Raw genomic sequence first — 19,030 nt, 5'->3', positions numbered from 1 at the left:
CCTAACCGGCCACCGTCTTCATGAACCGGTCGCGTATCGCGACCGGGTCCATCGTAATCACCGGCATCTTCTTGTTGCCGCTCTCACACTTGCTGACGATCACCGTCATCGCGTCCCCCGCCAGCGCGTCTTCCAGCGCGGCACGGGTGTCTTCCGCGCTGCATTCCACCACCTTGTCACACCCACAGGCCCGCGCCACCTCGGCCAGCGAGGTTTTTTTCCCGGCATAGGTCGGCTGATCCCCAGTCGACCCGTAGGACCCGTTGTCCACGATCAACAGCACGTAATTGCCACGGGGGTTGTTCCCGATGGTCGGCAGGGTGCCAAGATTGGTGAGAACGGACCCGTCCCCGTCGATCACCACCACCTTCTTGTCCTGCACAAGGGCAAGCCCCAACCCGATCGAACTCGCCAGCCCCATCGTGCCCAGCATGTAGAAATTGCTTGGCTGGTCATCCAGCGCAAAAAGCTCCTGCGACGGGATCCCGATATTGCATACCACCAGCTGATCGCGGATCACGGGCAGGATGTCCTGAAGCATCTCGAAACGGATCATGGCTCAATACCCCTTCCAGAACGTGGCATCCATCAGCACCGCGACGGGCTTGTTGCACATGTAGGTATACTCAAGAATCTGCGGCAGCTCCCCGACATCCGCCTCGCGGTGGAAATGATAGGTCGGGATGTTCAACTGCGCGAGCAGCGCCTTGGTATGTACCGCCATCTCCACCTGGCAAGCCACCGGCTCGCCCAGCTCTCCGCGATAGGAGATCAGCATGGGCAGCGGCATCCGGTAATACTGGATCAGGGTCGCCAGCGCATTGATCGTCACGCCAATGGCGGTGTTCTGCATGATGATGGCCGACCGCGTGCCGCCCATCCATGCCCCGGCGCAAAGCCCCATCCCCTCGTCTTCCTTGTTCGACGGCACGTGCAGGATATCCGGGTGCGCCTCGACAACGTCAATCACCCCGGCCAATTGCTTGCAGGGCACGGTGGTGACAAACCCAACGTTGGCCCCGATCAGATCATTCACGATTTGCGTATTGATATCCAAGATCGCCTCCCCGCTCTGATCGCAGCGTGGCGCAATCCCGCCCCCGGGGCAAGCTCTGCCGCCTACCCGGCAAACCCGCTGTTGAGAATGACCGGCACGATGATCTCTTCCTCGTCGACAAGGTGACGATCCAGCAGCCCGTGGAACCCCGCCAGCGTCTGCGCAAATTCTCCGGCCCGCTCGCGCCCGTCCGCCTTGGCCCCAAGCACCGCGTTTGCCCCCTCGGCCAGCCCGTTCAGCAGCCCGTCCATGGCGCCGTGATCGGCCTCCAAAAGGTCAAACCCGCGTGCAACCCGCGCATCGAGCTGCACGAGCTGGGGAAAATAATGCATGTCCTCGATCTGGTGATGCCCGTGCAGCTGGTTCAGTAACATGCCCCCAAAGCGCGACAGCCGGGGGGCATAGCTTTCGAACGCCATCTGGCGGTCAAGCACCGCCTGCACATCATCTTCCAGCGCCGCCAACAGACGACGGAACATCAGGTGACGGTCCAGCCAGAACTGCACCATGCCACCGAACTCCGAGTGCGACTCCCAGCTTTCGCGGGGCAGCTCTTCGACAAGAACGCGCAGCGCGTCAGGCAATCCGGCGCGCACGCCAAGGGTCAGGTCCTGGGTCATGACAACGAACTAGGTGTTAAGGCGCCCCAACTCAAGCGCGCGCCGTATTAATCTGCCAATCCACCAATCCGATACCGACGTGATACCGACGTAATACCGAATGGGTTTTTTGTTTTCTCCCAGACGGTTAACCCCTCATGATTACTATTGTGCCAATCCAAGGCTTTCCAGATGCGCAACGCTCTCCTGTACCCTGTCGAAATCGTTGATCTCCACGATCAGATGCGGGTCCGACTTGCAGCGCCTGAGCGCCTCGAACACCCCGTGCCATGCAATCGTGCCCTGCCCCAGCGGCCAATGTCGGTCGGCATAGCCATCCGTATCCTGCAGGTGCACATGGCTCAGCATGTCTCCGGCTTGCGTTATGAACCGGTCCACCGCCGGGGCCCCGGCCATCACATGCGCCCAGTTTGCGTGCCCCGTATCCACCGAAAGCCGTAGAGCCGCGCTCCCTGCCGCGTCAACAACGGCAGCGCGATGGGCCGGGTCCACGTCCTTGATGTTTTCCAGAACCAGCATCACGCCCAGCGCTTCGGCCCGCCGCAACGCAGGCCCAAGCGTTTCCATGATCTGCGTGACACGCTTGTCCAAATCCTTGGGACCATTTCCAAAATTATGCACATCCCACAGGTCGAACGGCGAATGCAGCACCATTTGCCTGGCGTCCAGCGCCGCGCACACATCCAGCGCCTGATCAAGGCGCGTCTGCACCACGGCGCGCATGTCACGGTCCTTGGTGTCCAGTTCAAACCCGGCAAAGGGTCCGTGAATGCCCAGACGCCCTTTCCAGCCATCAAGCTTGTCCTTGGCCATATCGACAAAGGCACCCGGTGCCCGCAGGATGTCGGCCATGCAGAATTCCGGCAATTCAAGGTCCCGGTTTTTCTCGAATAACCAGTCGCGGTGCTTGTCGATATCCAGAACCGTCAACTGTGCGCCCACCACGGGAAGTTCAGCCATCACGCTACCTCATACCCAAACCTGTTGCCTCAGTCTCTTCCCCGCTGACACCTTTGACAACCCCATGCTTGGCGTGGCCCGCAAATCCTGTAGTCTCATCAGGACCATACCAGCCGGACCTCGACCCCATGACCCAGCCAAACCCAACCGGACTTGATGCCTACAAACCCGCCGAAATGGCCCGCCTTGTCGAAGAGGCCGGGGTCGCCAAGGCCCATCTTTCTCTGGCCCAAACCGTAACTCTTGCGGTGCTTGCCGGGGTGTTCATCGGCTTTGGCGGCGCGGCCTTCACCATGGTCATGACCGGCGTGGACCCCGGTTTTGGACCAGCGCGTTTCTTGGGGGGCAGCGTGTTTTCTCTCGGACTGATCCTCGTGATCGTGGGTGGCGCAGAGCTGTTTACGGGCAACGCGCTCATGACAATGGCCGCCGTGGACCGACGCATCAGCCCGGCACAGCTTTTGCGCAACTGGGGACTGGTCTTTCTGGGCAACGCCATTGGCTCGCTCGCGCTCGCGGGCGCCATGGCAGCGACTGGCCTGCTGGACGGGCCGATGGGCGACACCGCTCAAGCCATCGGCCGGGCCAAGACATCCCTCTCACCGCTCGAAGCCCTCATGCGCGGCGTATTGTGCAACGCCCTTGTCTGCCTCGCGGTGTGGCTGACCTTTGCGGCCCGCACTGCGGCAGGCAAGATCCTCGCCATTCTCTGGCCGATCAGCGCCTTCGTGCTGCTCGGTTTCGAGCACTCGGTGGCCAATATGTACCTGCTGCCACAAGCCATGCTGGCCGGTGCAGCCATCGCGCCCTCGGCGGTGTTTTCCAACCTTCTCTGGGTAACTTTGGGAAATATTCTGGGCGGGGCGGGCGGTGTGGCACTGGCCTATCGGTACGCCTACCTGCGTACCCGCTGAACCGATCAGTCCAGCGCGTCTCTCACGCCGGCAACGGCCTCGGCAATCGGCGCGAAATACTTGGTTTCAGACGCCGTGCTGCCTTGCAGGATCACGACGGCCTGATCAATGCTTTTCTCAAAAACCGCGCGCGCCTCGGGCAACGACTCTTTCGTCACCGCCTTGACACGCGCGCCGTTGATCCGCTCCCGGCCTGCATTCTTGTCGGTGTGATTGCGGACAAAAGTATAGAGGTTGCGGTTAACCCGCGTGAGCGCCACCTCGGCCTCCCAATAAGCCGACGCCTTACTGATCACGCGCGCGGTCTGCCCAAAGACCTGCTGAAAGCAGTCAACGCGATACGCCACCGGCGCCGCCATGCAGCCCTTGGCACCATCATTGAAGGTGGACACGGCCCGCTGGGTCTGCGCCTGCGAGAAGCCAATCCCGTTCTGTTCCTCTGCTGAGGACATCCCGGCAATGATCAGCCCCACCGACAAAGTGACACCTGCAATTGCGGTCCGCATCCACAAACTCCTTACCTCAAAACATGAACGGCACATTGCGCGTGGCGCACGACGCGCGCCGCAGTGCTGCCCAGGAAATAATCCGACAGATCCGGACGATGCGAGTTCATCACGATACAGTCAATCCCCCGCTCCCGGGCATAGTCAACGATCGTGCGCCCGGCATGGCCCGAAATCACCACGATCTCTATGTCATCGGCCTCATTGAAATCTTCGGCGAGTCCTGCCTCCATCTCTTTGCGGTTTTTTTCCAATTGGCCTGCAGGAAGCTGGGTCAAAATGAATTCCGGCAGGGCCTCTACCACGGTCAGAACCGTGATTTTGCCCCCGTCGTCTTTCAAAAGACGGGCCACTTTTGTGGCACGATCTGTCTTTGGATCATGGTCAGATGCCACTGGCACCAGGATGTTTTTGTACATTTTTCTCGCTCCTTAAGTCGTGAATGAGAGTCGTGCGGCACGCCCTAGCGCAGCACGTGAACCGAGCAACGCGCATGGCGCACAACCTGCGCTGCAGTGCTGCCCAGAAAATAGTCCTGCAGCCCGGGCCGATGCGATGCGATCACGATGCAATCCACACCGTTCTGCTCGGACCAGTCGAGAATCGACCGAGCGGAATGGCCGTCAATCACTTCTGCGTGTGCATCCGGCAAATCCCCTGCAAGGGTCACGAGGCTCTCGGCAATCGCGGCCTTGGCCTTTTCGTGAAACCCTTCCGGGATATAATTGATGGCATAGCTCGGTATCTGCTCCATCACATGCAGCAAGGTCACGCGCGTATCAGCGTCGCAGAGCTGGCGCGCGACGTCGACCGATGCGCTGGCATTGCGCTCGTCATCAAAGGATACCGGGATCAGAATATGGCGATACATCAACACCTCCTGTTTTGCCTCACCTTATGACAGGTTGACGCACAGGGCCTTGATTCAAATCACGTCCACCGCGGGCCGGATCAATTGAACGCGGCCACCACATCATACATGACAGGCTCGAAACTGCGGCACAGAAGGTTGATCTTGCGATTGCGCTCGCGCATCTCGTCGGTGCGCAGCATCGCCTGAAAATCCTCTCGCCGTTCCCATTGCGAGTAATTGGCGATCCGGGTCTGGGCATCATTCACGTGCAATCCGGCGGCAATAAAGCCGGGCTGTTTTGAAATGAAGGTCTCATAAGCGTCTGTCAGCGCATCCATCAGATCCTGACAGGTGCCGGGTGTCATCTCGAATGTGGTGATGACCGTTTGAAGGCTGGAGTCTTTTGAAATCTTTGGCATCGGTTCCTCCTTGATGGTTCCAGCTTAGACCAGCGTTTGCCACGCTGGCTACCGGTTTTCACCCCATCGAGATGCATGGCGTTAACACAATATTCATCAAGATCACCAAATGCTTGACCGGAGGCTCCCATGTTCCGTCCGATCACCTGCATTCTAGGCCTGTTCCTGGCTGCCGACGCCGCTTTGGCTGGCCCCTGGCCGCGTGCGCCCGGAACGCATTTTCTCTCCCTCGCACTTGAAAGCCCGTCCGACCCGCAGCTTGCCGAACAAAGCTATACCTCCCTTTATTATGAGTACGGGGCGCGCAACGATTGGACTCTCGGGCTCGACATCGGCGCGGACACGCTTGGATACGGCAAGGCCATCGCATTTGCCCGCCGTTCCATCTGGCGCGACGATCGGGCAAGGGTCGCGGTCGAGTTCGGGCTGGGCTCTCAAGCGACCTATCAGGGCACGGACGGCGCCTTGCGGCCCGGGATCAGTTGGGGGCGCGATGTGACCCTGCTGGGCAGGCATGGCTGGATGTCCGCAGATGCGACCCTGACCTATCTTCCCCGCCTGCGCCGTGCCATCGGCAAACTTGAAACCACGCTCGGGGTCACGCTTGGCGCGGACAGCAAGATCCTGGTGCAATTCACTGCTGAACAGGAAACCGGAAAACCGACGATTTTTACCATGACGCCCACTCACGCCCAGGCGATCGGCAAGAGCAGTTTCCTCACCACGTCGGTCATCCTGTCGCCAGACCGCCCGGCCCGGTTCAAGATCGGTATCTGGCTGCAATTCTGAGACCAATTGAAATTCCCGCCCGTATTGCCCATACTCTGCCGCACGAAACAATTCCGGATGACACCGTGAAAACACGGGCGCCGGTCTTGAGACCATGAGGCAGACATGACCAGACCCTTGATTCTTGCGGTCGCGATCACCGCGATTGCAATCCCGTTCATGCCATCCAAAAGCGACGCCGGCATCCTCAGTCGCGCGTGCATGCGCTCTGATCGCGAGGCCGCGACGCGCCCCATGTGCAACTGCATTCAACAGGTTGCCAACCAGAACCTGTCCCGCGCCGATCAACGCCTTGCGGCCTCGTTTTTTTCCGACCCGCACAAAGCTCAGGAAATCCGTCAGTCGGACACGCGCGGGCATGAACAGTTCTGGAACCGCTACAAGGAATTCGGCACGGTCGTCGCCGCCTCGTGCGGGCACCTGCGTTAGGCCCTGTCTGCCGGCAGCTTGCGGCGTTCCGGCTTGACGTCGACCCTCGCCAGTTTCACAAAAGGCAAATCTGTCGGAGACATTGCATGCTGAAGAAAGGCATCACTCTACGCGGCCTCGAAGTGTTCGAAGCGCTGGCGGCATCCGGCTCGGTGGCACAGGCTGCCGAGACAACCGGCCTGTCCCAGCCTGCCGTATCCCAGCAGATTCGCAACCTGGAAAAAGCCGTCGGTACGGCGCTTCTGGATCATGGCAAACGTCCCATGCAGCTGACCACGGCAGGCCGCGCATATCTGGCGCGCACGAGCGCGGTCCTTGCCCAGTTGCGCCTTGCCCAATCCGAGCTTTCGGTCATGGATCTGACCCACCTGACCAAGCTCAACATGGGCATCATCGACGATTTCGACAACGACCTTACGCCGCGCCTTGTCACCACCCTTGCCGAGTCCCTGTCGCAATGCCAGTTTTCGCTGGTCACGGCCCCCAGCCACGAGATCACTCGGGCATTGCTCGACAATAGCCTCCACCTTGGAATCGCGGCCTCGGCGGGCGAAGTTCATGCTGACATTACCGAATACCCGCTTGCCCGCGATCCCTTCATACTGGTTGTTCCGGCAGATGCCGCCGCCGCAGCGCAAGACGTGCAAGCCGTGCTCGATGAGCTGCCCTTGCTTCGCTATGACCACCAACAACTGATTTCACGCCAGATCGAAGCCCACCTGAGACGCCTCGACCTGCAATTCCCCAACCGCTTCGAAATCGGGTCCAACCCGACCCTTCTGGCCATGGTATCGCGCGGCATCGGCTGGGCCATCACCACCCCGCTCAGCTATCTGCGGGCGTCCCGGTTCCATGAACGCGTCTCGGTCCACCCTCTGCCGTTTGAACCCTTCAGCCGCCGTATCTCGCTCTATGCTCGCCGGGATTGGGCCGAAACGGTGCCCCGCGATGTCGCGCAAACCATGCGCAGCCTGATCCGTCAGGAATTGATCACCCCGGCTGTAGAGCGCTTTCCCTGGCTCGACGGCACGTTCCGGGTGCTCGAGCGCTAGGCTCACTTTTCGGAATTCAAAACCCATTCGCGCCCGCGCCATGTTCAATGCGGCCGCGCCTCCGCAACAGGTCTCAGGACAAGGCAGCCTTGAGACCGCTTGCGCATTCCTCCACAAGGTCAAGCGCCCCGTCAAAATCGCGGGTGTAATAAGGGTCCGGCACCTCGCGCGCCCCGCTGTCGGGGGCATAATCCGTGAACAGCACCAACGGGGTTTCGTTCCCATTTGGACGCAGGCGCTCCATGTTGGCGATATTGTCGCTATCCATCCCGATGATCAGATCGAACGTCTCGAAATCGTCCCTGCGAAACTGGCGTGCCCTCAGGTCGGACAGGTCATAGCCCCGCGCGCGGGCCGCCGCCTGCATCGGCCCATAAGGTGGCTCGCCCACATGCCAGCCCCCCGTGCCCGCGCTGTCGGTTTCGGCTTCGGGCATCATCTCCCGGAACACACCCTCCGCAGCCGGGGACCGGCAGATATTGCCCAGACACACGAACAGAACCTTCATGGCGCGACCTCCTGTTTCCAAAACCCTATGTCCGCCACGTTCCGACAGACGTCAAGCACCCCTTGCCGCTGTGCCCCGGTCCTGCAAGGTTGGGGCGATCCAACACTCTGGGAGCATTTCATGACTGGCAAGATCGTCATCCTCACCGGCGCGGGCATCAGCGCGGAAAGCGGCCTTGGCACCTTTCGAGACAAGGACGGCCTCTGGACCCGCTACGATCTCGAAGATGTCGCCACACCCGAAGGGTTCCACCGCAATCCCGATCTTGTGCAATCCTTCTACAACGCGCGCCGGGCCAACGCCGCCGGGGCCAGCCCGAATGCCGCGCACACGGCACTGGCGCGCCTGGAACGGGACCACCCCTCGGAAGTGGTGATCGTCACCCAGAATGTCGACAACCTGCACGAACGGGCCGGGTCAAGGCACGTGTTGCACATGCATGGTGAACTCGCGGGTGCGCTCTGCGCGGCCTGTGGCGCCCGCTGGACCGCACCACCAGAGATGCACAAGGACGATCCCTGCCCCTCCTGCAAGGCCCCCGCGACGCGTCCCGACGTGGTCTGGTTCGGGGAAATCCCCTATCACATGGACACGATCTGGGAGCATCTGGCCACCGCCGACCTTTTTGCATCCATTGGCACCTCGGGCGAGGTCTACCCGGCTGCGGCTTTCGTACAGGAAGCCGCCCGCAACGGCGCTCATACGATCGAGATCAATCTTGAACCCTCCGCCACCGTGTCCGATTTTGCCGAAACCTGTTTCGGCCCGGCGTCCGAAACCGTCCCGCGATGGGTCGAGTCCGAACTGGATCGACACCGCTAGGCATCGCGGTAATGAAAAAACGGACCCGACGGGTCCGTCTTTTTCGCGTTTCGTCGAAGGCCACCCTGCACGCAGGGTGGCCCGAGACGGAACGCTCCTCCGAGGACGCAATCGGGAGCGTCCCGGAACCGGTCAGCTGCCGTGTTTCATCTTGCCGTGCTGCATGCCGTGCATCGGCTTGCGCTCAAGATCGACGGGCACTTCCAGCGTCACTTCCCCGGCCTTTTCAAAGACCAGCGTGACAGTCACGACATCACCGTGGTCGAGCGACTGTTTCAGTCCCATGAACATGACATGGTCGCCGCCGCGCATCAGCATGTGCTTTCCACCCGCCGGAATCGCGAAGCCCTCTTCGACATGCACCATGGACATGTTGCCATTGCCGTCATCCTTGTGGGTGTGAAGCTCGACCTTCTTCGCAACATCCGAGCGGGCATCAACAAGGCGGTCATCTTCGTCGCCGCTGTTTTCGATAATCATGAAGGCTGCCCCGGATTTCGACATCTTGGTCGACACGCGGGCATAAGGGTCGTCTACCGCGATAATGCTTTCAGCAAAGGCAGGCAGGGCAAAGGCCGCAGCCGCAATGGCTGCAAAAGACAGGGTTTTGAAGGACATCTGAAATCTCCAGTCCGTTTTTGATCGTGAGTTTCGGGTTGGGTTTGGGACTTACGAAAAAACGGGCGGCGCGCGCGCAGATGCCACGACCAGCCGAATCGGCTGAACCAAGGCTTGGTGCCAGGTTTCAATGCGACTCGCATTGCCAGTGACAGGCACCACGACCACGGGCGCGATCTCGACCCAATTCAGAAGGGACAGACTGAAATCAGGGCAGATATGCGCCGGGCCGGTCGGGTTGCCTTCGCTGTCCACGGGCACCATGACGGCGGATTCGTTGATGCAGTATTCAGCATAGCCTGCGGCGCCCGGCATGCCCCGCGCGATGGCCATGCTATGCCCCGTCAGGACCAGCACCAGCACCAGAACGCCGGACAGATATGCGCGCAGCTTTGACATCACGCCGCATATAGGCACGGGTTTCGCCAATTGTATAGCGACAAAAGGAAACAGCCCCGTCCGATCTGGACAGGGCTGTCTCTCAAAGCGAATTTCGCAATCGGATCAGGCGTTTGCGGCCTGTGCCTTGGCGATCTCTTTCTTGACCTTCAGCGCGTTGGCCGACAGTTCGTCGTCCTTGGCTTTTGCCAGGAACGCGTCCAAGCCGCCACGGTGGTCCACCGAGCGCAGCGCCGACGCCGAGATGCGCAGCTTGACGCCACGACCCAGGGTCTCGGACTGCAGGGTCACGTCGTTCAGGTTGGGCAGGAAACGACGCTTGGTTTTGTTGTTGGCGTGGCTGACATTGTTGCCAGTCATCGGGCCTTTTCCGGTCAGTTCGCAACGGCGCGACATGGGTACATCCTCGTTTTTCGGTCCACGGGGAGCGGACCCCGTCAATGCAAAGGGGCGCCGCCAAGGCCGCGCCCGGAATTTCGTTCGCGGTCATTAGGCCGAAATACGGGGGGCGTCAAGTGATTCAGGCAAAGCTTTTCACGCGAGCCTTCACAAAGCCCGTCACCGCTCAGCCGGTCTTGAGGTCAAGCATCCCCAGCACGCGATCCGCCGCTGCGGACGGCGTCACCTCGCCCGCGCTCACCTGTGCGCCAAGCTGGTCGATTGCCGCCTTGACGTCACCGCTTTCCAGCAAGGCCAGTACCCCCTGCCGCACTTCTTCGTGGAACCAGTAATCGGCCTGCGCGCTGCGCCGCATATCCCAATGCCCGCTTTCGCGCCGCCACTCGGTCAGCGCGGTCATCTCTTCCCAGCTCTTTTCCAGCCCGTCTTCCTGCAACGCCGACACCGTCATCGCCTTGGGGAACCCTTCCGGATCCTGCGGGCGTTTGCGCAACAGGCGCAGCGCCCCGGCATAGTCGGCACATGTGCGCATCGCCGTGGATTTCAGCTCGCCATCGGCCTTGTTCACAAGGATGATATCGGCCATTTCCATGATCCCGCGTTTCACACCCTGCAACTCGTCTCCACCCGCCGGGGCCAGCAGCAACAGGAACAGGTCGGACATTTCCGCGACAACCGTCTCTGATTGCCCCACGCCCACGGTTTCGATCAGCACCACGTCAAACCCGAACGCCTCGCAAAGCGCCACCGCCTCGCGCGTGCGCCGCGCCACGCCACCAAGATGCGACTGGCTTGGCGAGGGGCGGATGAACGCGTTAGGATCACGGCTCAATCGCTCCATCCGCGTTTTGTCCCCAAGGATCGACCCGCCCGAACGCGCCGAGGACGGATCGACCGCCAGCACGGCCACCTTGAGCCCCTTGGCGGTCAGCATCATGCCAAAGCTCTCGATGAAGGTGGATTTTCCGACACCGGGCGTGCCGGAAAGACCGATACGCAAAGCCTGCTTGCCATTGCCCCGCAGGGACTCGAGCAGTTCCCCGGCATGCGCGCGATGGTCGGCCCGCGCGCTTTCGACAAGGGTGATCGCCCTTGCCAGTGCCCGGCGGTCCTGTTTCAATATCCTGTCGCGCAAATCTGCGATATCCATGGCCCAAACCTGTCTGATCCTGTTGGAAAGCGTACATGCCGCGTCACAGCCGTCTTTGTCCAGCCCGCCCCCGGCGCGCGCGTCGATTTCCTGCGCTTGCGCTTCCCTGTGCCGCAGCCGTGATGGCCGCGACCCCTTCTCTGGCCGAAACGCAGGGCTGGTCCGTGCATGCTTTCGGCCTCAAGGTCGGGGAACTGCGCCTGACCGTTTCCGAGAGAGCAACATCCTACACCGGCTCCGGCGGCTTTCGTACCACTGGGCTTGCCGGCGTGTTGCGCCGTATTCGTTTCTCTGTCTCATCGCACGGTCGCATTTCGCAAGGCACCTATCGACCCATCGCCTATGACGGGTCGATCGACACGGGCCGCCGCGTCTCGGAAACGCGGCTTGAATATTCCGGCACACTTCCTGTCAAGGTGGCGGGCGTGCAGGATCCGGCCACACCAATCCCCGAAAGCGATTTGCGCGGCGCGCATGACCCGATGACGCTGATGTGGCAGGTCCTGCAGGATCAGAATGAGGGCGCGCTCTGCCAGTTGTCCCAAACCCAGTATGACGGCACCCGCCTCGTGCGGATTACGCTCAAGGACCGCTCAAATGACGACGGCGACGTGACCTGTTCCGGCAGCTATGACCGGATCGGCGGCTATTCCGTCGAGGAACTGGCCGAAATGAAGACCTCGCCCATTTCCGTGACCTACCGGAACACGGGCGCGACATGGCGCGCGGTCCAACTTAGAGTCAAAACCCGCCACGGCAGCGCCACGCTCTATCGACAGGACTGACTGGACCTCGCGCATGCCTTGCCGGATAAGGGGCGCATGACCACCCTGCCCATAAATGACGCCCTTCCGCCGCTGCTGGCGGCGCTCAAGGCCCGCGGACGTGCGGTTCTGCAAGCGCCCCCCGGTGCAGGCAAAACCACGGTTGTGCCGCTCGCCATGCTCGAGGCCGGGCTGACCAAAGGCCGGATCGTCATGCTGGAACCGCGTCGGCTGGCGGCCCGCGCCGCAGCCGAACGCATGGCCCAGACACTGGGAGAACGTGCAGGGGAAACCGTGGGCTACCGGGTGCGGGGCGAAAGCCGTATCTCCAAATCCACCCGTATCGAAGTTGTCACCGAAGGCATACTGACCCGCATGATCCAGTCCGATGCCGAACTGAGCGGCATTGGCGCGGTCATCTTCGATGAGTTCCACGAACGCTCGCTCAATGCCGATCTCGGGCTGGCGCTTTCTTTGGAAATCGCGGACGCCCTGCGCGACGACCTTTTGCTTTTGGTCATGTCGGCCACGCTGGATGCCGCCCCCGTCGCCCAACTCATGGGCGATGTCCCGGTCATCACCTCCGAGGGGCTCGCCTTTCCGGTCGAAACCCGCTGGCTCGACACTCCCATGCGCAAGGATGACCGTCTTGAAGCCGCCACTGCGCGCCTTATCGAAAAAGCCGTCAGGGAAACCGAGGGCGGCGTTCTCGTCTTCCTGCCCGGCGAAGGCGAAATCCGCCGCACAGCGGCACAGCTGCGTCTGCCCGCGAATTGTGCGATCCGTCCGCTCTTTGGCGCCATGCCGTTCAAGGACCAGCAATCCGCCATTCGCCCCGCCGAACAGGGGCGCAAGGTGGTACTCGCCACCTCCATCGCGGAAACCTCGCTCACCATTCAGGACATCCGCGTGGTCGTTGACGCAGGCCGTGCGCGCCGCGCCCGGTTTGATCCCGGCTCCGGCATGTCCCGCCTTGTCACCGAACGCGTCACCCGCGCCGAGGCTACCCAACGGCAGGGCCGCGCGGGCCGTGTGGCCGAAGGCGTGTGCTACCGGCTCTGGACCAAGGGCGAAGAAGGCAGTCTGCTCGCCTTCCCGCCTGCCGAGATCGAAGCCGCCGACCTCACCGGCCTCGCGCTGGAACTGGCGCTCTGGGGGGCCCGGCCCGAAGACATGGCCTTTCTCACCCAACCCAACTCCGGAACCTTTGGCGAAGCGCAGGCCGTGTTGCGGATGTTGGAGGCGCTCGACGCCCAGAACCGGATCACCGATCACGGCCGCAGCCTGGCAAGCTTCCCCCTCCATCCGCGCCTTGGCCATATGCTCACCATCGCCGGACCCGCGGCTGCGCCGCTTGCCGCGCTTCTCGCCGCCCGCGATCCGCTCTCACGCAATGCCCCTGTCGACCTCGCCCTGCGCCTCGAGGCCCTGAACGACCCGAAAGGCTTTGCGCAACGCCGCCCCTGGCAGGTCAACCGCACCGCGCTCTCCACGATCCGCGAAGAGGCCAAGCGCCTGGCCAAAAACGCCAACACGCGCATCAAAGACGGATGGAGCGCGGCGGAAATGACGGCTCTGGCCTATCCCGACCGTATCGGCGGGCACCGCAAGGGCGACGCCCCCCGCTTTGTCCTCTCGGGTGGCAAGGGCGCCGTGATGGACGAGGCCGACCCGATGGCCGGTGCGCGGCTGATCGTCGTTACCGACACCGACGGCAATCCCCGCGAAGCCCGTATCCGTCAGGCCATCCAGATCACCCAAGGCGAACTCCGCGCCCTGTTCAGCGATCAGATTTCCTGGGTTGAAACCTGCGAATGGTCTAAACGTGACCGCCGGGTCGTGGCCCGCGCTCAGGAGCGCCTCGGCGCGGTGCCGCTCGATGATCGCATCTGGAAAGACGCCCCCGCCGACGCCATTGCCGCCGCGATGCTCGACGGGGTACGCGACCTCGGCTTTTCCTTCTCCGACGCGGCGCGACGTTTCATCGCGCGTGTCGCGCTGGTGCGCGACGCAGGCCACGATCTGCCTGACATGTCCGACACGGCACTGATGGAAACCATTGAGGACTGGCTCCTGCCCCATCTCGGCGGTGTGCGCACCGCGCAGGATTGGAAGAAGTTCGATCTCCTCGACCCGCTGCGTGCCTGCCTTGACTGGAACCAAATGCAGCTGCTCGACCGCGAGGCCCCGGCCAGTTTCACCACCCCGCTCGGGCGCAAGACACCCATCGACTATTCCGGCGAACACCCGGAAATCGCACTGCGCCTGCAAGAAATGTTCGGACAGAAAACGCATCCATGTGTGGGGCGCACGCCGTTACGGGTTACGCTGCTGTCGCCTGCGGGCCGCCCGGTCCAGACGACCATGGATCTGCCCGGCTTCTGGGCAAGCTCCTACGCGGATGTGCGCAAGGATATGCGCGGGCAATACCCCAAGCATCCGTGGCCCGAGGATCCGACCGAGGCCGCCCCGACGTTGCGTGCCAAGACCCGACGCCGCTGAATTCGGTCATTTTCACACAAAAGCCAACATTTTCCAATCAAAGCCTTGAACCTCGCCACGTTAACGTATATACAAAGCACAGACAAAAACGGACGAGCAGAGCAAAACCCATGACGGATGCCCTCAAGAACGCGCTTTCAAGCGTGGTCACACCCTTGTTGCGACGCCCCAAACGGCTTCAGGTCGCCGCCCTGTGCTTTTGTGGCAACAAGACAGAGCGCAAGGTCCTGCTGATCACGTCCCGCGACACAGGACGCTGGGTGCTGCCCAAGGGCTGGCCGATCGACGGTCTGGACGCCCCGGGAAGCGCTCTTCAGGAAGCCTGGGAAGAAGCTGGCGTCAAGAAGGCCCAGGTCAACACATCGGCTGTTGGAACCTACGAATACGACAAGCGCCTGGACGGCGGCGCCGAGGTACCCGTTGAAGTTCAGGTTTATGAAACCAAGGTCGAAAAACTGGTGGACGAATTTCCCGAATCCGACGAGCGCACCCGCAAGTGGGTCTCTCCGGACGAAGCGGCCCAGCTTGTCGATGAACCCGGATTGCAAAAGCTACTGCGGGAAATATGACGCTCTGGTAACGGAATTGTAACAACTCCGTTGATTTCACATTCAATCCCCGTTAGCCCCCGGCCAAACTGTTTGTCTGGGGGAACAGATGTCCGAATCCTCAAATCAAAAGAACTGGTCGACGCTCGACAAGGATCTCAACCGCATTTCCCATGTCGAATATGCCACCAACTATGTGGCGCGGCCTCTGGTCGGCCTTGGCATCGCGCTGGCCTTCATCGTTCTGGCAGCCATCGTCGCCAGCCTGTTCTTCGGATCATTCCCCTCCAACCTCGTCGTCGTTGCCGCCGCCGGGTTTGGCGCCTACATGGCGCTCAATATCGGCGCCAATGACGTTGCCAACAACATGGGACCTGCCGTCGGCGCCAATGCGTTGACCATGGGTGGCGCCATCGTGATTGCGGCCCTGTGTGAAAGTGCGGGCGCACTTCTGGCGGGCGGCGACGTGGTGTCGACCATTTCCAAGGGCATCATTGACCCCGCCGGCTTTGCCGATGCAAAAATCTTCATGTGGGCCATGATGGCCGCGCTGATTTCTTCGGCGCTGTGGGTGAACCTTGCCACTTTCGTTGGCGCGCCGGTCTCGACCACCCATTCGGTGGTCGGCGGCGTCATGGGCGCAGGTATCGCGGCGGCGGGATTTGCCGCTGTCAGCTGGCCAACCATGGGCAAGATCGCGGCGAGCTGGGTCATTTCTCCCATGCTGGGCGGGATCATCGCGGCGGCTTTCCTCGCCTTCATCAAGGCCAAGATCATCTACCAGGAAGACAAGATCGCCGCAGCACGCCGCTGGGTGCCCGTTCTCGTGGGGATCATGGCTGCTGCCTTTGCCGCTTATCTTGCGCTCAAGGGCCTGAAGCGCATCGTCAAGATTGACCTGACCACCGCGCTTTTGATCGGGGTTGCCGCCGGTGCGATCACATATGTCGTATCCGCGCCCCTGATCCGCAAACAGTCGGAAGGTATGGAAAACCGCAACAAGTCGCTCAAGGCGCTGTTTGGTCTGCCTCTGGTCTTTTCTGCCGCCCTTCTGTCCTTTGCCCACGGCGCAAACGATGTTGCCAACGCGGTCGGCCCGCTTGCGGCTATCGTGCACGCATCAGAGTTTGGAGACTTCGCCGCCAAGGTGGCGATCCCGATGTGGGTCATGGTGATCGGCGCGCTGGGGATTTCCTTCGGCCTGTTCCTGTTTGGCCCCAAATTGATCCGCATGGTGGGGGAGCAGATCACCAAGCTCAACCCGATGCGGGCCTACTGCGTGGCGCTTTCGGCGGCTATCACGGTGATCGTGGCATCGTGGCTGGGTCTGCCGGTCTCCTCGACACACATTGCTGTCGGGGGTATTTTCGGGGTGGGCTTCTTCCGCGAATGGCATGCCGAGCGCCGCCTGCGCAAAAGCGCCGCCACACGACCCACCGCCAAGCGCATCGCCCCCGAAGAGCGTCGCCGGCGCAAGCTGGTCCGCCGCTCACACTTCATGACCATCGTGGCCGCCTGGGTCATCACCGTCCCCGCTGCCGCCTTGATGTCGGCCGTGATCTTCCTGGTCCTGAACAGCCTGGTCTCCTGAAGACCAGGCACCTAGCGCTTGCGCCCCCGCACCTCCTTCGGGCTCAGCTTGGGCGACCCCGTGCCGATCTTTTCGGCCTGACGCACCAGCTCAAGCACACGCTCATTGAGCGGCGCGGGAATGCCGTTTTCCCGCGCCAGCTTTACAACCAGCCCCTGCAGCTCCTCGATCTCTGTATCCCGCCCGCGCGCGAGGTCGGCCCACATCGAACTGCGCGCATTCGGATCAATGGACAACATCGTGCGCGCGATAAGGCGGAAAAGCACGGTCGGCAGGCGGAGGACCTTGGGGGCATGCCGCATCGGAACCGGTCCCGGCACCGGGTTGATGGTCTCAAGCCCCGCGGCCTCAAGCACCCGCAACGCCTCGCTCATCTGGTCGGCCATCAGCCGCCGCCAGCGCATGTCCAGAACCTGTTTCCTGAGCGGCAATCCCGAAAGCGCATTGAGCGCGTTGTTGAGGTTGATCAACAGCTTGCCCCACTGCAAAGGCGCCATTTTCCTGCGCTCGGTGAAGTCCAGATCTTTCACGCTCAGCGTCCACGCGATGTGTCCCGGCCCCTTCTCGATCACCAAGTCGCCGCTAGTGCCCCGATGAAACCGGCCGCCCCCCATCGCGACGACATTGAAGCCCACCATGCCCGCGCGCACGTCATACCCGGCCAGCATTTCGCGCAGGATGCCGACATTCTGAACGCCGTTCTGAAGGCTCACCACCACGGCACTCTTGGGCGCGTGCCGTGCGATCAGCTGCGCCATGTCCTTCGTCGCGCCACTCTTGACCGTGACGAGAATGATCTCCGCCCCGGCCAGACACTCGGGCGTGGTGGACATGCTCACCATGTCCGGGGACAGCTCTTCGTCGATCCCGGAATAATCCGTGAGGGTCAGACCCTGACGCGAAAGTTCTTCGGCCATATAGGGGCGCACGAGCAGGGTCACATCATGCGCGCCCCGCGCCAGCATCCCTCCGATGAAACAGCCCACAGCACCGGCACCTGCCACGACAATCCGCGGTGATCCAGAGTGATGTGCCGTATCAGACGTCATGCTGTGCCCCCTTTTCTCAAAGAAAATCGCCCCGATCAGCCCTAGATCGGATTTAGGGCAAATTTGCGGCGTCTCAACCCTAACGTGAAACAACAAAGGGCGCCACGGTTTCGCGCGACGCCCTCTTGGTTTTGTTGACAGGTGTCGGACTTACCGCCCGACGCACCACCGCATGATCGCTTTTTGGGCATGCAGCCGGTTTTCCGCCTCATCAAAGATCACCGAGTTCGGCCCGTCCATCACTTCGTTGGTGGCCTCTTCGTTGCGGTGCGCTGGCAGGCAATGCATGAAAAGCGCGTCGTCCTTGGCATGGCGCATCAGGTCTGCATTCACCTGGTAAGGGCGCAGCTGGTTGTGGCGACGTTCGCGGGCCGAGGGTGCATCATGCATGCTGACCCAGGTATCCGTGACAACCAGGTCCGCTCCGGCCACGGCCTTGGCCGGGTCGCGCTCGATCTCGACCTTGGCCCCCTTGGCGCGCGCCTCCTGCACGAACACCATTTCAGGGTCCAAAGGCTCCGGCCCCGAGAATGTCAGGTCAAACCCGAACTGGCCTGCCGCGTGGGCAAAGCTGGCGAACACGTTGTTGCCATCGCCGCACCAGACCACCTTCTTTCCTGCAATCGACCCGTGCTTTTCTTCATAGGTCAGGATATCGGCCATGATCTGACAGGGATGCGTGCGGTTGGTCAGACCATTGATCACCGGAACCGTCGCATGTTCCGCCATTTCCAGAAGCGTCGCCTCTTCAAAGGTCCGGATCATGATCAGGTCGACATAGCGGCTCAGCACCCGCGCGGTATCGGCCACGGTTTCCCCATGGCCAAGCTGCATCTCGCTTCCCGACAAAACCATGGTCTGCCCGCCCATCTGGCGCACGCCCACGTCAAAGCTCACCCGCGTCCGTGTCGAGGGCTTTTCGAAGATGAGCGCAACCATGTGATCCTTGAGCGGTTGTTGGTCATCCGGCGCGCCCTTGGGGCGTCCATTGCGCGCCGCCTTGATCGCCTTGGCGTCTTCGATGATACCGCGCAGCTCATCCACGCTTGTCTTATTGATATCGAGAAAATGGTTCATCTTG

The 19,030-nt window shown here is 61.7% G+C and carries 24 protein-coding genes; 9 read left to right on the top strand and 15 right to left on the bottom strand.

The window, feature by feature from the left end; all coding sequences use genetic code 11:
- Position 1: 1 nt before the first annotated feature.
- The 4 genes from comE to ACS3QZ_RS19025 form a co-directional block, all read right to left on the bottom strand.
- Positions 2–556, bottom strand: a complete 555-nt coding sequence (gene comE, locus ACS3QZ_RS19040; protein ID WP_456039236.1) for a sulfopyruvate decarboxylase subunit beta — start codon at positions 554–556, stop codon at positions 2–4.
- A 3-nt stretch (positions 557–559) separates the two neighbouring features.
- Positions 560–1,057 (bottom strand): sulfopyruvate decarboxylase subunit alpha, encoded by a 498-nt coding sequence (locus tag ACS3QZ_RS19035; RefSeq protein WP_456039235.1) that lies wholly within the window; start codon positions 1,055–1,057, stop codon positions 560–562.
- 62 nt (positions 1,058–1,119) lie between these two features.
- Complete coding sequence (locus tag ACS3QZ_RS19030) at positions 1,120–1,677, bottom strand: hemerythrin domain-containing protein (RefSeq protein WP_456039234.1); 558 nt, start codon at positions 1,675–1,677, stop codon at positions 1,120–1,122.
- A 144-nt stretch (positions 1,678–1,821) separates the two neighbouring features.
- Positions 1,822–2,637: a sugar phosphate isomerase/epimerase family protein gene (locus tag ACS3QZ_RS19025; RefSeq protein WP_456039233.1), complete on the bottom strand. Its 816-nt coding sequence runs from the start codon at positions 2,635–2,637 to the stop codon at positions 1,822–1,824.
- 128 nt (positions 2,638–2,765) lie between these two features.
- Between ACS3QZ_RS19025 and ACS3QZ_RS19020 the strand changes: the two genes are divergently transcribed.
- Complete coding sequence (locus ACS3QZ_RS19020) at positions 2,766–3,551, top strand: formate/nitrite transporter family protein (RefSeq protein ID WP_456039232.1); 786 nt, start codon at positions 2,766–2,768, stop codon at positions 3,549–3,551.
- Between the two features lie 5 nt (positions 3,552–3,556).
- Here the strand turns inward: ACS3QZ_RS19020 and ACS3QZ_RS19015 are convergent, their stop codons facing one another.
- The 4 genes from ACS3QZ_RS19015 to ACS3QZ_RS19000 all read right to left on the bottom strand — a co-directional run bounded on the left by ACS3QZ_RS19015 (position 3,557) and on the right by ACS3QZ_RS19000 (position 5,329).
- Positions 3,557–4,057 (bottom strand): hypothetical protein, encoded by a 501-nt coding sequence (locus tag ACS3QZ_RS19015; protein ID WP_456039231.1) that lies wholly within the window; start codon positions 4,055–4,057, stop codon positions 3,557–3,559.
- An 11-nt stretch (positions 4,058–4,068) separates the two neighbouring features.
- Positions 4,069–4,476 carry a universal stress protein gene (locus tag ACS3QZ_RS19010; RefSeq protein WP_456039230.1) on the bottom strand — a complete coding sequence of 136 codons (408 nt, stop codon included), beginning with the start codon at positions 4,474–4,476 and terminating at the stop codon, positions 4,069–4,071.
- Positions 4,477–4,520: 44 nt separating this feature from the next.
- Entirely contained in the window at positions 4,521–4,928 is a 408-nt protein-coding gene (locus ACS3QZ_RS19005; RefSeq protein WP_456039229.1) for a universal stress protein, read from the bottom strand.
- An 80-nt stretch (positions 4,929–5,008) separates the two neighbouring features.
- Complete coding sequence (locus ACS3QZ_RS19000) at positions 5,009–5,329, bottom strand: antibiotic biosynthesis monooxygenase family protein (RefSeq protein WP_093095685.1); 321 nt, start codon at positions 5,327–5,329, stop codon at positions 5,009–5,011.
- Between the two features lie 129 nt (positions 5,330–5,458).
- On the opposite strand from ACS3QZ_RS19000, the gene ACS3QZ_RS18995 reads away from it, so the two are divergent.
- The 3 genes from ACS3QZ_RS18995 to ACS3QZ_RS18985 all read left to right on the top strand — a co-directional run bounded on the left by ACS3QZ_RS18995 (position 5,459) and on the right by ACS3QZ_RS18985 (position 7,599).
- Positions 5,459–6,118, top strand: coding sequence for a hypothetical protein (locus ACS3QZ_RS18995; protein WP_456039228.1), 660 nt, complete (start codon positions 5,459–5,461; stop codon positions 6,116–6,118).
- 105 nt (positions 6,119–6,223) lie between these two features.
- Positions 6,224–6,547 carry a hypothetical protein gene (locus tag ACS3QZ_RS18990; protein ID WP_456039227.1) on the top strand — a complete coding sequence of 108 codons (324 nt, stop codon included), beginning with the start codon at positions 6,224–6,226 and terminating at the stop codon, positions 6,545–6,547.
- A gap of 86 nt (positions 6,548–6,633) precedes the next feature.
- Positions 6,634–7,599: a LysR family transcriptional regulator gene (locus ACS3QZ_RS18985; protein ID WP_456039226.1), complete on the top strand. Its 966-nt coding sequence runs from the start codon at positions 6,634–6,636 to the stop codon at positions 7,597–7,599.
- A gap of 73 nt (positions 7,600–7,672) precedes the next feature.
- On the opposite strand, the gene ACS3QZ_RS18980 is transcribed toward ACS3QZ_RS18985, so the two are convergent.
- Positions 7,673–8,107, bottom strand: coding sequence for a low molecular weight protein-tyrosine-phosphatase (locus ACS3QZ_RS18980; RefSeq protein ID WP_093095674.1), 435 nt, complete (start codon positions 8,105–8,107; stop codon positions 7,673–7,675).
- Between the two features lie 120 nt (positions 8,108–8,227).
- Between ACS3QZ_RS18980 and ACS3QZ_RS18975 the strand changes: the two genes are divergently transcribed.
- The gene (locus ACS3QZ_RS18975) at positions 8,228–8,929 is read left to right on the top strand and encodes an NAD-dependent deacylase (protein ID WP_456039225.1); all 702 of its coding nucleotides are present in this window, start codon (positions 8,228–8,230) and stop codon (positions 8,927–8,929) included.
- A 132-nt stretch (positions 8,930–9,061) separates the two neighbouring features.
- Here the strand turns inward: ACS3QZ_RS18975 and ACS3QZ_RS18970 are convergent, their stop codons facing one another.
- The 4 genes from ACS3QZ_RS18970 to meaB all read right to left on the bottom strand — a co-directional run bounded on the left by ACS3QZ_RS18970 (position 9,062) and on the right by meaB (position 11,495).
- Entirely contained in the window at positions 9,062–9,547 is a 486-nt protein-coding gene (locus ACS3QZ_RS18970; RefSeq protein WP_456039224.1) for a copper chaperone PCu(A)C, read from the bottom strand.
- 51 nt (positions 9,548–9,598) lie between these two features.
- Positions 9,599–9,946 carry a hypothetical protein gene (locus ACS3QZ_RS18965; protein WP_456039223.1) on the bottom strand — a complete coding sequence of 116 codons (348 nt, stop codon included), beginning with the start codon at positions 9,944–9,946 and terminating at the stop codon, positions 9,599–9,601.
- A gap of 105 nt (positions 9,947–10,051) precedes the next feature.
- The gene (gene rpmB / locus ACS3QZ_RS18960; RefSeq protein ID WP_093095665.1) at positions 10,052–10,342 is read right to left on the bottom strand and encodes a 50S ribosomal protein L28; all 291 of its coding nucleotides are present in this window, start codon (positions 10,340–10,342) and stop codon (positions 10,052–10,054) included.
- 169 nt (positions 10,343–10,511) lie between these two features.
- Positions 10,512–11,495 carry a methylmalonyl Co-A mutase-associated GTPase MeaB gene (gene meaB, locus ACS3QZ_RS18955; protein WP_456039222.1) on the bottom strand — a complete coding sequence of 328 codons (984 nt, stop codon included), beginning with the start codon at positions 11,493–11,495 and terminating at the stop codon, positions 10,512–10,514.
- Positions 11,496–11,530: 35 nt separating this feature from the next.
- Here meaB and ACS3QZ_RS18950 point away from each other — a divergent pair, with 35 nt between their 5' ends.
- The 4 genes from ACS3QZ_RS18950 to ACS3QZ_RS18935 all read left to right on the top strand — a co-directional run bounded on the left by ACS3QZ_RS18950 (position 11,531) and on the right by ACS3QZ_RS18935 (position 16,900).
- Positions 11,531–12,280, top strand: a complete 750-nt coding sequence (locus tag ACS3QZ_RS18950; RefSeq protein WP_456039221.1) for a DUF3108 domain-containing protein — start codon at positions 11,531–11,533, stop codon at positions 12,278–12,280.
- A 36-nt stretch (positions 12,281–12,316) separates the two neighbouring features.
- Positions 12,317–14,761, top strand: a complete 2,445-nt coding sequence (gene hrpB, locus ACS3QZ_RS18945) for an ATP-dependent helicase HrpB (protein WP_456039220.1) — start codon at positions 12,317–12,319, stop codon at positions 14,759–14,761.
- A gap of 110 nt (positions 14,762–14,871) precedes the next feature.
- Positions 14,872–15,330 (top strand): NUDIX hydrolase, encoded by a 459-nt coding sequence (locus ACS3QZ_RS18940; RefSeq protein ID WP_456039219.1) that lies wholly within the window; start codon positions 14,872–14,874, stop codon positions 15,328–15,330.
- A gap of 88 nt (positions 15,331–15,418) precedes the next feature.
- Positions 15,419–16,900: an inorganic phosphate transporter gene (locus tag ACS3QZ_RS18935; protein ID WP_456039218.1), complete on the top strand. Its 1,482-nt coding sequence runs from the start codon at positions 15,419–15,421 to the stop codon at positions 16,898–16,900.
- A gap of 11 nt (positions 16,901–16,911) precedes the next feature.
- Here the strand turns inward: ACS3QZ_RS18935 and ACS3QZ_RS18930 are convergent, their stop codons facing one another.
- Together ACS3QZ_RS18930 and argF are read right to left on the bottom strand one after the other, a co-directional pair.
- Positions 16,912–17,949 carry a 2-dehydropantoate 2-reductase gene (locus tag ACS3QZ_RS18930; protein ID WP_456039217.1) on the bottom strand — a complete coding sequence of 346 codons (1,038 nt, stop codon included), beginning with the start codon at positions 17,947–17,949 and terminating at the stop codon, positions 16,912–16,914.
- 150 nt (positions 17,950–18,099) lie between these two features.
- Positions 18,100–19,026: an ornithine carbamoyltransferase gene (gene argF, locus ACS3QZ_RS18925; RefSeq protein WP_456039216.1), complete on the bottom strand. Its 927-nt coding sequence runs from the start codon at positions 19,024–19,026 to the stop codon at positions 18,100–18,102.
- Positions 19,027–19,030: the final 4 nt, after the last annotated feature.

Source organism: Shimia sp. W99 (assembly GCF_053851455.3).
The sequence above is the reverse complement of the archived record's forward strand: the minus strand, read 5'-3'. Positions and strand labels throughout refer to the sequence as shown.

What these genes read in the sequence shown, in the direction of transcription:
- comE (WP_456039236.1), bottom strand. Translation starts at nt 556, where the DNA reads ATGATCCGTTTCGAGATGCTTCAGGACATCCTGCCCGTGATCCGCGAT.
- ACS3QZ_RS19030 (WP_456039234.1), bottom strand. Translation starts at nt 1,677, where the DNA reads ATGACCCAGGACCTGACCCTTGGCGTGCGCGCCGGATTGCCTGACGCG.
- ACS3QZ_RS19025 (WP_456039233.1), bottom strand. Translation starts at nt 2,637, where the DNA reads ATGGCTGAACTTCCCGTGGTGGGCGCACAGTTGACGGTTCTGGATATC.
- ACS3QZ_RS19020 (WP_456039232.1), top strand. Translation starts at nt 2,766, where the DNA reads ATGACCCAGCCAAACCCAACCGGACTTGATGCCTACAAACCCGCCGAA.
- ACS3QZ_RS19015 (WP_456039231.1), bottom strand. Translation starts at nt 4,057, where the DNA reads ATGCGGACCGCAATTGCAGGTGTCACTTTGTCGGTGGGGCTGATCATT.
- ACS3QZ_RS19010 (WP_456039230.1), bottom strand. Translation starts at nt 4,476, where the DNA reads ATGTACAAAAACATCCTGGTGCCAGTGGCATCTGACCATGATCCAAAG.
- ACS3QZ_RS19005 (WP_456039229.1), bottom strand. Translation starts at nt 4,928, where the DNA reads ATGTATCGCCATATTCTGATCCCGGTATCCTTTGATGACGAGCGCAAT.
- ACS3QZ_RS19000 (WP_093095685.1), bottom strand. Translation starts at nt 5,329, where the DNA reads ATGCCAAAGATTTCAAAAGACTCCAGCCTTCAAACGGTCATCACCACA.
- ACS3QZ_RS18995 (WP_456039228.1), top strand. Translation starts at nt 5,459, where the DNA reads ATGTTCCGTCCGATCACCTGCATTCTAGGCCTGTTCCTGGCTGCCGAC.
- ACS3QZ_RS18990 (WP_456039227.1), top strand. Translation starts at nt 6,224, where the DNA reads ATGACCAGACCCTTGATTCTTGCGGTCGCGATCACCGCGATTGCAATC.
- ACS3QZ_RS18985 (WP_456039226.1), top strand. Translation starts at nt 6,634, where the DNA reads ATGCTGAAGAAAGGCATCACTCTACGCGGCCTCGAAGTGTTCGAAGCG.
- ACS3QZ_RS18980 (WP_093095674.1), bottom strand. Translation starts at nt 8,107, where the DNA reads ATGAAGGTTCTGTTCGTGTGTCTGGGCAATATCTGCCGGTCCCCGGCT.
- ACS3QZ_RS18975 (WP_456039225.1), top strand. Translation starts at nt 8,228, where the DNA reads ATGACTGGCAAGATCGTCATCCTCACCGGCGCGGGCATCAGCGCGGAA.
- ACS3QZ_RS18970 (WP_456039224.1), bottom strand. Translation starts at nt 9,547, where the DNA reads ATGTCCTTCAAAACCCTGTCTTTTGCAGCCATTGCGGCTGCGGCCTTT.
- ACS3QZ_RS18965 (WP_456039223.1), bottom strand. Translation starts at nt 9,946, where the DNA reads ATGTCAAAGCTGCGCGCATATCTGTCCGGCGTTCTGGTGCTGGTGCTG.
- rpmB (WP_093095665.1), bottom strand. Translation starts at nt 10,342, where the DNA reads ATGTCGCGCCGTTGCGAACTGACCGGAAAAGGCCCGATGACTGGCAAC.
- meaB (WP_456039222.1), bottom strand. Translation starts at nt 11,495, where the DNA reads ATGGATATCGCAGATTTGCGCGACAGGATATTGAAACAGGACCGCCGG.
- ACS3QZ_RS18950 (WP_456039221.1), top strand. Translation starts at nt 11,531, where the DNA reads ATGCCGCGTCACAGCCGTCTTTGTCCAGCCCGCCCCCGGCGCGCGCGT.
- hrpB (WP_456039220.1), top strand. Translation starts at nt 12,317, where the DNA reads ATGACCACCCTGCCCATAAATGACGCCCTTCCGCCGCTGCTGGCGGCG.
- ACS3QZ_RS18940 (WP_456039219.1), top strand. Translation starts at nt 14,872, where the DNA reads ATGACGGATGCCCTCAAGAACGCGCTTTCAAGCGTGGTCACACCCTTG.
- ACS3QZ_RS18935 (WP_456039218.1), top strand. Translation starts at nt 15,419, where the DNA reads ATGTCCGAATCCTCAAATCAAAAGAACTGGTCGACGCTCGACAAGGAT.
- ACS3QZ_RS18930 (WP_456039217.1), bottom strand. Translation starts at nt 17,949, where the DNA reads ATGACGTCTGATACGGCACATCACTCTGGATCACCGCGGATTGTCGTG.
- argF (WP_456039216.1), bottom strand. Translation starts at nt 19,026, where the DNA reads ATGAACCATTTTCTCGATATCAATAAGACAAGCGTGGATGAGCTGCGC.